Source organism: Candidatus Binatota bacterium (assembly GCA_012960245.1).
GTDB lineage: Bacteria > Desulfobacterota > Binatia > UBA1149 > UBA1149 > UBA1149.
In genome coordinates this window covers 40,888-52,950 of record DUBO01000014.1, presented here as the reverse complement: position 1 = coordinate 52,950, position 12,063 = coordinate 40,888, and the positions used below count along the sequence as shown (strand labels likewise).

Annotated in this window: 12 protein-coding genes and 1 tRNA gene; 7 read left to right on the top strand and 6 right to left on the bottom strand. The window is 64.2% G+C overall.

Annotated elements, in window-relative coordinates:
• Nucleotides 1-45: 45 nt before the first annotated feature.
• Both EYQ35_02455 and EYQ35_02450 read right to left on the bottom strand, forming a co-directional pair.
• Complete coding sequence (locus tag EYQ35_02455) at nt 46-504, bottom strand: low molecular weight phosphotyrosine protein phosphatase (GenBank protein HIF63004.1); 459 nt, start codon at nt 502-504, stop codon at nt 46-48.
• A 70-nt stretch (nt 505-574) separates the two neighbouring features.
• Entirely contained in the window at nt 575-1,567 is a 993-nt protein-coding gene (locus EYQ35_02450) for an NADPH:quinone oxidoreductase family protein (GenBank protein HIF63003.1), read from the bottom strand.
• A gap of 163 nt (nt 1,568-1,730) precedes the next feature.
• On the opposite strand from EYQ35_02450, the gene EYQ35_02445 reads away from it, so the two are divergent.
• From EYQ35_02445 to EYQ35_02435, 3 genes are all read left to right on the top strand, one after another.
• Nucleotides 1,731-2,351, top strand: coding sequence for a class I SAM-dependent methyltransferase (locus tag EYQ35_02445; protein HIF63002.1), 621 nt, complete (start codon nt 1,731-1,733; stop codon nt 2,349-2,351).
• A 237-nt stretch (nt 2,352-2,588) separates the two neighbouring features.
• Nucleotides 2,589-2,807 carry a redoxin domain-containing protein gene (locus EYQ35_02440; protein ID HIF63001.1) on the top strand — a complete coding sequence of 73 codons (219 nt, stop codon included), beginning with the start codon at nt 2,589-2,591 and terminating at the stop codon, nt 2,805-2,807.
• Nucleotides 2,808-2,882: 75 nt separating this feature from the next.
• On the top strand, nt 2,883-3,440 hold the full coding sequence (locus tag EYQ35_02435; GenBank protein ID HIF63000.1) for a thioredoxin family protein: 558 nt from the start codon (nt 2,883-2,885) through the stop codon (nt 3,438-3,440).
• Between the two features lie 31 nt (nt 3,441-3,471).
• Here the strand turns inward: EYQ35_02435 and EYQ35_02430 are convergent, their stop codons facing one another.
• The 4 genes from EYQ35_02430 to EYQ35_02415 all read right to left on the bottom strand — a co-directional run bounded on the left by EYQ35_02430 (nt 3,472) and on the right by EYQ35_02415 (nt 7,527).
• Nucleotides 3,472-4,572 carry a prenyltransferase gene (locus EYQ35_02430; GenBank protein ID HIF62999.1) on the bottom strand — a complete coding sequence of 367 codons (1,101 nt, stop codon included), beginning with the start codon at nt 4,570-4,572 and terminating at the stop codon, nt 3,472-3,474.
• 5 nt (nt 4,573-4,577) lie between these two features.
• Nucleotides 4,578-5,306, bottom strand: a complete 729-nt coding sequence (locus EYQ35_02425; protein HIF62998.1) for a class I SAM-dependent methyltransferase — start codon at nt 5,304-5,306, stop codon at nt 4,578-4,580.
• Complete coding sequence (locus EYQ35_02420) at nt 5,300-6,571, bottom strand: glycosyltransferase family 1 protein (GenBank protein ID HIF62997.1); 1,272 nt, start codon at nt 6,569-6,571, stop codon at nt 5,300-5,302. The genes EYQ35_02425 and EYQ35_02420 overlap by 7 nt, the downstream gene beginning before the upstream one ends.
• Nucleotides 6,572-6,753: 182 nt before the next feature.
• Nucleotides 6,754-7,527, bottom strand: coding sequence for a crotonase/enoyl-CoA hydratase family protein (locus EYQ35_02415; GenBank protein HIF62996.1), 774 nt, complete (start codon nt 7,525-7,527; stop codon nt 6,754-6,756).
• 256 nt (nt 7,528-7,783) lie between these two features.
• On the opposite strand from EYQ35_02415, the gene EYQ35_02410 reads away from it, so the two are divergent.
• From EYQ35_02410 to EYQ35_02395, 4 genes are all read left to right on the top strand, one after another.
• The gene (locus EYQ35_02410) at nt 7,784-8,524 is read left to right on the top strand and encodes a hypothetical protein (protein ID HIF62995.1); all 741 of its coding nucleotides are present in this window, start codon (nt 7,784-7,786) and stop codon (nt 8,522-8,524) included.
• Nucleotides 8,525-9,390: 866 nt separating this feature from the next.
• A complete protein-coding gene (locus EYQ35_02405) occupies nt 9,391-10,896 on the top strand; it encodes a hypothetical protein (protein HIF62994.1) in 1,506 nt (501 codons plus the stop codon).
• A gap of 451 nt (nt 10,897-11,347) precedes the next feature.
• On the top strand, nt 11,348-11,782 hold the full coding sequence (locus EYQ35_02400) for a nucleoside deaminase (GenBank protein ID HIF62993.1): 435 nt from the start codon (nt 11,348-11,350) through the stop codon (nt 11,780-11,782).
• 130 nt (nt 11,783-11,912) lie between these two features.
• A tRNA-Ser gene (locus EYQ35_02395) sits at nt 11,913-12,002 on the top strand.
• Nucleotides 12,003-12,063 lie beyond the last annotated feature (61 nt).

Genomic DNA, 12,063 nt, shown 5'->3' with positions numbered 1-12,063 from the left:
TACCTTCTAGCCTGCCGACAACGCTGTTTCCAGCCCATCGCGACCCTATTTCATACGTTTTTTGATGGCCTCGAGCAGGCCCGCAGTACCCGCGTCGATGAGGTCAAACACTCGCGCGAAACCGTCGCCACTGCCGTAGTAGGGGTCCGGCACTTCGCTCAACCCCAGTTGCGGTGCGTACTCGAGCAGCAGCGACAGGCGGTCGCGCAGGTGGACGGGACAGGCCGAGTTGAGCAGGTCCATGTTGTGGCTGTCCATGGCCACCACGAAGTCGAAGGTATCGAAGTCATCGTCGCGCACGCGGCGGGCGCTGTGTTCCGACAGGTCCACGCCGCGGCTGGCCGCCGTCCGGGCTGCGCGCGTGTCGGCGCCTTCGCCCTCGTGCCAGGCCCCGGTGCCGGCTGATTCTATGTCGACCAGCTTCGATAATCCTTCGAGCTCAACGCGGGCGCGCAGCAGCGCCTCGGCAGTGGGCGAACGACAGATGTTGCCCATGCAGACCATGAGCACGCGCACTACATCTGCATCGGGCTTGGCGCTGTCAGGCTTGGTGTCGCCCACCCGGTCCTCGCCCTCAGGCAGCCTCGATGTTGTCGGTCACAAGCACTACCTTGCCGCGGGCCTTGCGGTCGAGGATCAAGCGTAGCGCTTCGCCGGCGCGCTCCAGCGGCACTTGCTCGCAGACGTGGGGATTAAGCGCACCCGACGAATACCACTCGCCCAGTTGTGCCATGTTGGCCGCGTTGGCCTCGGGCTCGCGCATGGTGAACGAACCCCAGAACACGCCTACCACCTGGCAGCCCTTGAGCAGGGCCAGGTTCACGGGCAACTCGGGTATACGGCCGCTGGCAAAACCGATGATGAGCATGCGGCCTTCCCAGTTGATCGCCCGGATGGCCTTGTCGAAGTAGTCGCCTCCCACGGCGTCGTAGATTACGTCGGCTCCCTTGCCGCCGGTGAGTTCTTTCGTGCGCTGCTTGAGGTCTTCGCTGTCGTAGTTGATGACTTCGTCGGCGCCGCGCTCACGGCAGAACGCCAGCTTCTCGTCGCTGCCCGCGGCGGCTATCACGCGCGCGCCCATGAGCTTGCCCAGCTCCACGGCGGCAATGCCCACGCCGCCCGCGGCTCCGAGCACGAGCAGGGTTTCACCCGCCTTCAGCTTCGCGCGGTCCTTCAGTGCGTACAGCGAGGTGCCGTAGGTCATGGTCACGCCGGCGGCGGTTACCATGTCCAGGCCCCCAGGCACGGGCATGCACGAAGCGGCGGGCACGACGGCCTCGTCGGCAAACCCGCCCGTGAGCTGCATGCAGACCACTCGGTCGCCGACCGACTGGGTCGTAACGTCGTCGGCCACCTCGGTCACCACACCGGTGAACTCTCCACCGGGTGTAAACGGCAGCTCGGGTTTGAACTGGTAGAGGTTCTGTATGATCAGCGTGTCGGGAAAGTTAACGCCCGCGGCGTGGATGGCAACGCGCAACTCCCCGCCGGCCAGGGGCCTTGATTGGGTTTCTTCCAGGACCAGCTTTTCCGGCGGCCCGTGTTCCTTGCATACGACGGCTTTCATTCCGCCCAAGTAACAGGCCCGCGCCGATGAACCAAGGCAGGGTACTGATCCCGCCCGCCGGCAAAGCCGCAGCCGTTGCTTTTGGGCTGCCATCCAGCTTGGATGCCCGCATGGTGTGGGTGCGATGGCCGTCGAAAAAGTAGAGTCCCTGGGAACCCGCGAGATGGATCCCTTCGCGCGCGAGGTCGCGCGCAAGGCCAAGGGCTTCATGGCCGAAGAAGAGGGCCTGCGCCTGTACGAGCTTGCCCGCGAGGGCGCCCGGCTGGGCCCGGTGCTCGAGGTGGGCAGCTACTGCGGCAAGTCGTCGATTTTTCTCGGCTGCGGCGTGCGCGAGGTGGGTGGGCGGCTTGTCTGCCTCGACCATCACCGCGGCTCCGAAGAAAATCAGCAGGGTCAGCCCTGGCACGACGAAGAACTGTGGGACGAGAAGGTGCACGCCATGGATTCGGTGGGTGAGCTCCGGCGCAACCTGAGGATAGCCGGCCTGGAGGACAACACTGTACTGCTTGTGACCACCACCGAGGTGGCTGCGCCGCTGTGGACCGCGCCCCTGGGCATGCTCTTTATCGACGGTGGGCACACCTTCAGGGCCGCCCACGGTGACTACGAGGCCTGGTCCGACCGGCTGCTGCCCGGCGGCATACTGGCCATCCACGATCTTTTTCCCGACCCCGACGAGGGTGGGCAGGCTCCCATAGAGGTCTACCGCCGTGCGGTGGCCTCGGGCGACTTCGAAGAGCTGGAGCCTACGCTGACCCTCGGCGCCCTGCGACGCAAAAAATAGACCGAGGATGCTTTGATGAGTAAATTTATCCTGATCGACGACGAGAAGTTAAGCGACGGGGGACGAACTCCCCTCGGGGCCACGGAACTGGATCTTGAGCGCGACGGCGACCGCGTGTTGTTGAAACCGGCCGACATAGAGCGTGCGCTCGGCTGGTCGCTCAAGGAGCAGGGTCTCTGCCGTGGCGACGTCTGCCTGGCGATCTCTGGCGGTGAATCGAGCGACGGTACGTCGTCCATGGATCTGGAGACACTGGCCGAGCTGCTCGGGCGCCCGCTGGCCATCGACCAACAAGAGGGCGTTGCGCTGCTTGGCACGGGCATAGAAGAACGCGTGCTCTCGCTGGCCGGTGGGCAGGCGCCGGACTTCGAACTGCCCGATTTATCGGGACGTATGCACAGGCTGTCAGATCACCGTGGCAAAAAGGTGCTGCTCATCGCTCACGCCTCCTGGTGAGGATGCCGGGAGGATCTGCCGGTCTGGCAGGCGCTGTACGAGGAGCTCGGTCCCGACAATTTTGTTCCGTTCACCGTGGCGTTCGATCGCTGCGCCGACGATGTCCGAGAGTTCATCGAGCGCGCGTCGCCCACGCACCCCAGTGTGATCGACACCGAGCACCTGGTCGCCGAGCTGTACCACGTGGTCAACGTACCGACCATGATCTGGATCGATGAGCAGGGGCGTATCTGTCGTCCCCACGATTCCCAGTTCGGCACCGATATTTTCACGGACTTTCACGGCAAGCTGTCCGAGCCTTATCTCGACATGCTGCGCGCCTGGGTCCGCACGGGCGAAGGGGCGCTTCCCCGGGACGAAGTTGATTCGCTGCGCATCGAACCCGACGCGGCCAGCCAACTCGCGCGGGCCGAGCGCGCGCTGGCCTGGTGGTTGCACGGGCAGCAAAGAGGAGAAGCGGCCGAGCGCCACTTTGTTCGCGCCGACGAGCTGGCGCCGAGCGATTGGACGATACGACGTGGCTCCATGCCCATTCGCGGCAAGGATCCCTTCGGGCCGGAGTTTTTTGCCCTTGCTGAAGAGGGCAAGCCCGACTACCCGATGGAAGCCCTGACACCGACGCGCAAAGACTGACCGCCGCCGCGGCAGCAGTGGGCGCTGACGCTCAGGCCGTGACCGGAAGCGAGTCGCCGGTGCCGGTGGGCTTTATGTCCTCGCCCAGGAAGTCGTCGCCATCGAGAGAGCGAAAGAACTCGGCGGTTGCACTCTGCTGGGCGAGCACGTCGTCAGCCAGCAACACGGTGGCCGCGTTCCAGGGCGAAAACTCGTCGGCCGGAAAGTAGGCACGCTGGGGCAGCACGATGCCCATCTGGTAGGCCCCGTGCTCGGTGCGGTGTTCGAGCACCCAGCGGGCGACTTCGCGTGCGCGTTTATCAAGGCCAAGCGCGTCGAGCGCCATGGCATACTCGAGGGTCTCGGCCACGGTGAACCAGCGGTTTTCGGCGACGCAGCGCAGGCCGCTTCCTTCTTCGAGAAAGCGAGCTACCTGCTTGTCGTCGAGCAGCAGCTGGCGGCCTGCCACGCCGCGCACGGCGCCACCAAGGACAGGGTAGTACCAGTCCATCGAGAATCTTCCCGGCGGGTCGGGGGCCAGTGTTTCCCGGTAGTAGCGCTGCAGGTCGTCGCGCAGTATGTCACCGAGCGCCAGCACCGAGCGCTGCCACTCCGGTTTGTCGTGGCCCAGCAGCTCGGCGATGCGCAGCCCACACACCAGGCTGCCGTGCGTTGAACTGTTGCAGGTGAGAAGCGGGTAACGCGCGGGCCGACCGTTCTTCTTGCGGGCCCAGGCCACGGAGCCGTCGTTGAACTGCAGCGCGACCACGAAGTCGAGAGCGCGCTCGACCATGGGCCAGGTCTCGGCCAGGAATTCTTCGTCTTCGGTGGCCAGGTAAAGGTGCCACAGACCCGAGGCTACGTAGGCCGCCTGGTTGGTCTCGTGGGCGGCGTCGGTTATGCGTTCGGCCACCCGCCAGCGCGGCCAGGCGCCGTCGGCTTCCTGGGTGGCGGCGAGGTAGTGGAAGGCTTTTCTCGCCTGCTCAAAATGCCCGGCCACCGCCAGGCCCATGGCCCCGTGCACGTGGTTCCATGGGTCAAACTTGCCGCCCGGCAGCCACGGCAGTTCGCCCTTCGACTCCTGGGCATCGACCAGCCAGAGGCCGGTCTGCGTAGCCTGTTCCGGGGTCAGCAGCCTGCTGTTATCGTTCATCAGCTTCATGCCCTCACCGCGTAGAAGACCACGCTCTTGCCTATGAAGGGGCTGAGCGTGTTCTCCATCACCTGCGTGATGAAGGGTTTTTTCATCAGGTCCCACACAAGCAGCCGGTGGTAGAGGTCAATGGGCCATATGCCCTCGCGCGAAGGGCCCACCAGGCACTTGAGCCACCAATAGGGAGAGTGCAGTGCGTGGGCGAAGTGGCTGGCGACGACCTCGTATCCGCTATCCACGAGCAGCTGCCTGAGTTTGTTACGGCGGTAGATTCGCACGTGGCCGCCTTCCGAATTGCGGTACTCGCTCGACAGCGCCCAACATACGGCTTCCGGTCCCTCGCGGGGAACCGAAAGAGCGAGTGTGCCGCCGGGCTTGAGCACCCGGTGCACCTCGGCCAGGGCGGCGCGGTCTTCGTGCAGGTGCTCGAGTACCTCGGAAAAAATCACGCAGTCCAGGCTCGCGTCGGCAAACGGTAGCTCGTAGGCGCTGCCGCGCACCACGGTCCAGGGGCCCGCGTCGGGGGATACGCCGCCCATGGTCTCTGGCGTTTTGTCCATCTCTTCGAGCGTGTTGGTGGTGCGGCTGGTCTCGCCTTCGCCTATGTCCATGGCGTAGGTGGACACGCCCGGCAGCCGCCTGGTATGGCGCGCGTGCCGACCGTCGCCGCAGCCGAGATCAAGCACGCGCGAGCCCGGTCCGAGCGGCAGCCTGTCAAACTCTACGGTCAGCACGAAGATGTCCGTTTTTCTTCGAGGGCTTCGCGGTACACGTCTACCGTGCGCTCGGCCGCTCGCCGCCACGAGAAAAGATCGACCACGCGTTTGCGTCCGGCCTCTGCCAGGTCGCGGCGGCGCTCGGGGTCGTTGAGCAGGCCGTCAATGGCCTCGACCAGGCTCTTCGAGCAGCCCGGCTTGATGAGCATGCCCGTGGTCCCGTCGGTTCCCACCACCTCCGGCAGCGCCCCGGCGGTCGTAGATATGACAGGCACGCGGCAGGCCATGGCCTCGCCCGCCGGGAATCCGAAGCCCTCGTACAGCGACGGAACAACCGCCAGGGCGGAGCGGGAGTAGTGCTGGACAATATCCTCGGCCTCTACCTTGCCAGTGAAGTGAACGCTGTCTTCGAGATCGAGTCCGCGCACCAATCTCGCAGTGTTGGTGTGTTCTCCCGGCGCGCCGATCACTGTGAGCCGCAATGCCGGCCGCCTGCGCTTGAGCTCGGCCATGGCGTGCAGGAGGTACGAAAACCCTTTCAGCGGCGAGTCGGCCGACAGGGTGGTCATAATTCGGTTTTCGTCGGCTGGCGGGCCGTTCAAGGGACGGAAAGTTGCCAGGTTGATACCGTTGCCCACGTTGCGCATACGCGAGCGGTCAAGCTTGAAGTCGTGGGCGATGTCTTCGGAGGCTGCGTCGGAGATCGTGAGGATGCGGTCCATGCCGCGCGCGACTTCCATCTGCATGGGAAGAAAGCTGTACCAGCGGTGCATGCCCAGGCGTTTTACGGGGGACCATGTGGATTTCAGGGCTATGTCCAGGTCGCGGGTGATGGGGTGGTGAATGGTGGCGACCACCGGTGCGTAGCGCTTGAGCTCGAGCAGGCCTGGGCCCAGGCTCTGGTTGTCATGGATGATGTCATAGGCGTCTTTCACGCCGTTGGAGTGAAAGCGGCGCGCTACACGCTGCGAGAAGGTCAGCATCTCGGGGAAACCGCCGGTTACTGTTTTGTAGTACTCGGTACGGTTGATGGGGTCGCGCCACTCCTCTCGCGTGGGCAGGCGAAAGCCTCGCTTCTTGCGTGTCCACAGGTCCATGCTGGGAATTTCTTCCAGGCCTACGCCGTCCATCAACTCCGGGTAGGGCTGGCCGCTCCATACGTCGACCTCGTGGCCCATGTCGACCAGCTCGCGGCTGAGCAGGCGCATGTATATGCCTTGGCCCCCCGATCTCGGGTTGCCTCTATAAGTAAACATGGCGATGCGCAGGGGTGTGCCTGACATGGAAATATACTGTCGCTTTGTCCTTTTTCGGGTGGGTGAAGAACTGTGATCCCGGCCCGTTTCAGCCGCAGCTGGGGGCGATCGAACCCGATCCGCAGCACCCCTCAATACAGCCGCTCACCCGCCGTTGCAAGAAGGGGCCGTGGGTGGGTGGAGAAAGGGGCGGTTCCAGTGCCCACAATTTAACCGAGGTCGTTGAAGCTGCCGTGCCTGCCCGCGCCGCGGCTGAAGCGGGCAGCCCCTTCCCGGGCTTCGCCCGCGTTGAGGGCCTTCATGCCGTGGCGGTACTCGTTGGCCAGTGCGGCTGTTTCGTCCAGGCTCCACTGTTGCTGCGCCGAGGCCCGGTCGGCCCGCATGCACTCGGGCGGAAACGCCGCGATCTGTGCCGCCAGGCTCTCGGCCTCGCGGCGGGCGAAACCGTCTTCGACCACGCGGTCGGCCAGGCCCATGGCCAGGGCTTCTTCGGCCGCCACCGGCCGGCCGGTGAGTATCATGTCCATCGCCCGGCCCGCGCCCACCACGCGGGGCAGGCGCACTGTGCCACCGTCTACAAGTGGTACGCCCCAGCGACGGCAGAAAACGCCGAACACCGCCGAGCGCGCGGCCACTCTCATGTCGCACCACAGCGCCAGCTCCAGTCCACCTGCCACGGCGTGGCCTTCTACCGCGGCCAGTACGGGTTTGGACAGCTGCATGCGGGTGGGGCCCATGGGGCCGTCACCGTCGGCGGTCACGCGATTGCCGCGGCCCTCGGCCACGGCCTTGAGATCGGCGCCTGCGCAGAACGTTCCGCCTGCGCCCCAAAGTACGGCCACTGCCAGGGCCGGGTTCCGCTCGAAGTCGGCAAAGGCCCCGGCTAGCTGTTCGGCTGTTTCCCGATCGACGGCGTTGCGCCTCTCGGGCCTGTTGATGATCACGGTGCAGACCTGTTGGTCGGTTTCTATTCTTACGCTCATTGCTGCTCCTCCCACCTGGGGGGGGGTCGGCGTCCTGTTAGTGTTGATACCGACTGCCGTTATAAACAGTCTCCACCAGTTGCAGTAGTAACCGGGCGCGGGGGTTGGTGCGAGCCAGGAACTAGCTTTGACGCACAGCGTAGGGCATAGGGGGGGCGGCCTTTTTTCCCTGACTTAGCCCAACGGGCAGTGGTACAATTGAACAAGTATCAAGGCAGGGGCAGGCTCCGGACCCCCCTCCACGGGAAGCACGACTATGCAAAATAATCTCCATCTGCCGGTTCGCTGGCATTTCTTTTATACGGCCGGGGTTGCGACGGTAGCGCTATCGGTCTGCCTGCTCGCGTCGTCCTCGGCACTTGCGGCGGCTTGCGGCGACAACGTTGGCGGACAACGCGTGGCCTGCTCCTGCGGCGACGTGCTGGTGTCCAGCGCAACACTGCGTGCCGACGATCCGGTCGTGGCCGACGCGCCCTGTTCACACAACGGATTGACTATACGCGCGCCGCGGGGTGCCCAGACCGTTACCCTCGACCTGGGCGGTAACTCGTTGCTGGGGTCGGGCCTGGGCACTGGCGTTAACGTCGTGTCGGGTGGTGTCGGTGGCGCCCTGGTAAGAGGCGGCGCTGGTTCCGAAATAGTTGGATTTACTTACGGCCTGAGAGCCGGCGGTCGTTCGAGCCTGGCCAGGGTAGAAGATCTTGGCCTGCGCGCCAATCGCCGCGACGGCCTCGTGGCCAGGGGCGACGGGGTAGAATTAGTAAACGTGAGCAGCAGCTCTAACGGTCGTCATGGTCTCGACCTGGGTGGCAACAACGGCGTACTTCGCGGCGTGAGCTCCACGGGCAACCTGAAAAGCGGCGCGCGGCTGGCCGGAACGGGCAACAGCGTGCAGGCCGATCTTGCCGGCAACGGCGAGCAGTCACGCCTCAGGGCGAGCGGTAACGACCTGAGTGGCGTTGAGAACGACGATAGCAACGGGGAGGTGGCGCGATGAAATATTACAGCCACAGCTCGCTTGGCCGCGTTGCCTTCTCGTTGGTCTCGGCTCTCGCCTTCACTTTGACATCGGCGCTTCCGGCAGCCGCGGTCACAACGGCCGACGAGATCTGCCTGGTCACAGACGACCCCTGCGTCATAAGCTCCACGGTGTTAATTGACAGCGCGGCGATCATCGACTTTGGCCTGAGGACGGTGAACCTGGTAATCGGAGGCAAGCTCGACTTCGGCAACGGCGCCGGCACGCAGTTTCTCTGCGGTGAGTTCAACGTAACTGCCACGGGCAACGCGTTGAAGATGCGAGGCAAGGACTCTTTCGGAGATTGGGAAGGAGCCACGGCCATCATCGCTACCCGTCGTGCTTGTTCGGGAGACGGCAGCACACCCTGCGTGAGCGACGGCACCTGCACCGTGCCGGGTGGCCCGGGCGGCACCTGCTCGGCCGGTAGCACGGGCAACATGACCATAGGCTCAAACATACAGGCCAACGCCGATTTTCCAGCGGCACTTATTTTCCTGGCGGGGGGAGACGTCACCCTGAGCGGTAACAACAACGTTTTTGGTACTTCGGTGCTTGAAGAGTCCGTCGGTGGTGATTTTACCGTCATCGCCAGGGGAGATGCCGCCGTCAACGGAAAAATCGACGCTAACGGCAAGAGCTTCGGCTGGGGCGGTACCATAGAAATTCGGTCGCTGGCTGGGAGTGTCAGCACTACTGCGGAGTTGACCAGCAAGGGCGGCGGCGGTGGCGGAGATATCACCCTGGACGGTGGCACGGTGGTAACGGTATCCGAAGACATTTCGGTTAACGCTACCGGGGACGCCGAGGATGGTGGCTCGATAAGCATCTACTCGGGCGGTGACATGATCCTGAGCGGTGGGACCAACGCCAACCGCGTGATCTTGAGCTCCGACGGGCAGGGGCCGGTCGAGGGCTTCGGCGGTTGGGGCGGAGACTTTGACCTGGACGTACAGGGCGACATCGTGTTGGGCGAATTTGTGCGCCTGAGCGCTGTGGGCGCTTTGCCCGACGGTGATGGCGGGGCCATAGACCTGTCTGCCTCCGGCAATATCACGGTCGATGGACAGATAAGGGCCAACGCCAAGGGTTCCGAGGGTACCGGCGGCGACGTGTCTATAGCCGATTTTTCGGGCAACGACGTGACACTGGGGACCAGTTCGGAAATAGACGTGAGCGGCGGCTTTGGTGGAACCGTGTCCCTGGACCCTGATGGCGCTCTCGTCGTGGACGGCTTGATAGACGCGTCGGGAACGGCAGGCGAGGGAGGTTCGGTCGACCTCGGTGCCACGACAGGTGACACTGCCTTGTCAGGCACGGTGAAATCTACCGGCACCGCCCTTGGTGTCGCCAACGGATCGATCACGCTTGACCTGTGTCGTTTGAGCACCACCTCTACGGCCGACCTCAACACCAATGGAGATTACGGCATTAACACGATCACCCTGCGCGAGAGCGGTGGCTTCGCCGCGGGCAGCAAGCTGCAGGCTGGTGTCGTCGGCGGCCGGAACGAGGTCATTTATCGTGACCCGGCCAAGGTACCCACGCTTGCCGCAACGGCTACTCCCGCGGTTGTACTGTCGCTCGACGAGACCCTGATCGGATGCCCGGTATGTGGTAACAACGAAATCGATTACAGGGAGAGCTGTGACGACGGCAACCTTGTTGACGGTGACGGTTGCGCGGCAGATTGCCAGCTGGAGACCTGCATAGCTCAGACCCCGGGTTATCCCGGGGTACCTATCTGCGACGATGGCAACGGCTGCACGGTGGACGTCTGCGATCAATCCAGTGGGAATTGCCTGCATCCAACGAGCTGCGATGACGGTGTTGTCTGCACCGATGACAGCTGCGACCTTGGCACCAACACCTGCGTGAACACGGTGTCCCACGCGAACTGCGATGACGGTAACGTGTGCACCAACGACAGCTGTGTGCCGTCCGGATGCCTCCATACAGAGGCATCGGGTTCCTGTGACGACGGTGACACCTGCACGAGCGCCGATGCCTGCGTGCTGGGTGTGTGCCAGGGCACTGACAACGGAACTTGCTCGGCCTGCGGAGACGGCACTGTTGACCCCGGCGAGGCTTGCGATGACGGCAATGCCACCTGGGCGATGGGCGAGGCCTGCGGCGTTGACTGCCTGTCGGCGGTTATCTGCGGTGACCCCAATAACGATACTATCGTGACTGCATCCGATGCACTGTTTGCGTTGCAGGCGGCCGTGGGCAGCCAGGTTTGTGCCCTGAGCGTGTGCGACGTTGACGCGGGCGGCAGCGTGACTGCCAGCGACGCCCTGCGTTTGCTGCAGAAGTCGGTTGGCCAGCCGGTGACCCTGACCTGCATTTAGCGGCCCACCGGCGGTGCGTTTCTCCCCGTGGGGGTGCGCGCGCGCCCGGCTTTCGCTAAGCTGGTGCACGGGGATCGGAAACTATGCCACGCGCCTGGGGATATATTTTTGTTTTAGCAGCTGTGGTGGCTGCCGTCGGCGCGCTGCTGTACCCGTTGCCTGAAACCTACGAGCAGCCGGGTCCGGCCGCGATCGAGGTCAAGCCTGCTGCGAAGCCTGCCCGGCGCGCAGCCCAGAAGGCAGATTCGTCGGCCAGGCCTAAGAGGGTTGTGCCGCCGCCCAAGGCCGCGCGACCGGCCTTGCCTCCAAAGCTACCGTCGCGCGATACCACCAAGGCCAGGATATTGGTGCCGCCCCGTCCCGCGGCTAAGTGAGCCGCTCTGAACAGAGATCTCCGGTGGCTGATACTGCGGCGGCGAGTTCGTCCAGCAGGGCGATAGATACCGAGTACATGCGCTCGGCCCTCGGCGAAGCACGTTCGGCTGCGCTGGCCGGTGAGGTTCCGGTGGGCGCATTACTGGTAGTGAAGGGCAGGGTGGTCGCGACCGGTGCCAATCGAACAGTGGGCGACACCGACCCCAGCGCGCACGCCGAGATAGTCGTATTGAGATCTGCTGCCGCCAGCCTTGGTAACCACCGCACGGGGGGTACGCTCTACGTAACGCTTGAGCCTTGCATCATGTGCATGGGGGCGCTTGTGCAGGCGCGCATAGAACGCCTGGTGTACGGTGCCCTCGATGCCAAGGCCGGTGCGGCCGTAAGTCTCTACCGTCTTGCTGAAGACGAGCGGCTCAACCATCGTTTTACGGTAGAAGGCGGGGTGTTGGCCGAAGAGTCAGCTCGATTGCTCGGCGAATTCTTCGCTGAGCGCCGGGGCAGGGGCTGAAGGTGGGCGGGTTGAAGAACTGCGGCGTTGACTCGCAGCGGCCGGGCGGCAGGCGTGTTTGCTTAGCCCGCTCTGCGCGAAGTATAGTCCCCGTGTTTGGCCGCGTTACCGGCCGCTGAAAAGCTTTAATGGAGAGGTGTCCGAGTCCGGTTGAAGGAGCACGACTCGAAATCGTGTGACCCTCCGGGGTCCGTGGGTTCGAATCCCACCCTCTCCGCCAGCTCTACAGGGCGGCTATTCAAGACATCGATTGCCTCTCGGATTCCTCGACGTCTCGGAAT

Coding starts and splice junctions, on each gene's coding strand:
- EYQ35_02455 (HIF63004.1), bottom strand. CDS start 504: ATGGTCTGCATGGGCAACATCTGTCGTTCGCCCACTGCCGAGGCGCTG.
- EYQ35_02450 (HIF63003.1), bottom strand. CDS start 1,567: ATGAAAGCCGTCGTATGCAAGGAACACGGGCCGCCGGAAAAGCTGGTC.
- EYQ35_02445 (HIF63002.1), top strand. CDS start 1,731: ATGGATCCCTTCGCGCGCGAGGTCGCGCGCAAGGCCAAGGGCTTCATG.
- EYQ35_02440 (HIF63001.1), top strand. CDS start 2,589: ATGGATCTGGAGACACTGGCCGAGCTGCTCGGGCGCCCGCTGGCCATC.
- EYQ35_02430 (HIF62999.1), bottom strand. CDS start 4,572: ATGAACGATAACAGCAGGCTGCTGACCCCGGAACAGGCTACGCAGACC.
- EYQ35_02420 (HIF62997.1), bottom strand. CDS start 6,571: ATGTCAGGCACACCCCTGCGCATCGCCATGTTTACTTATAGAGGCAAC.
- EYQ35_02415 (HIF62996.1), bottom strand. CDS start 7,527: ATGAGCGTAAGAATAGAAACCGACCAACAGGTCTGCACCGTGATCATC.
- EYQ35_02410 (HIF62995.1), top strand. CDS start 7,784: ATGCAAAATAATCTCCATCTGCCGGTTCGCTGGCATTTCTTTTATACG.
- EYQ35_02405 (HIF62994.1), top strand. CDS start 9,391: ATGATCCTGAGCGGTGGGACCAACGCCAACCGCGTGATCTTGAGCTCC.
- EYQ35_02400 (HIF62993.1), top strand. CDS start 11,348: ATGCGCTCGGCCCTCGGCGAAGCACGTTCGGCTGCGCTGGCCGGTGAG.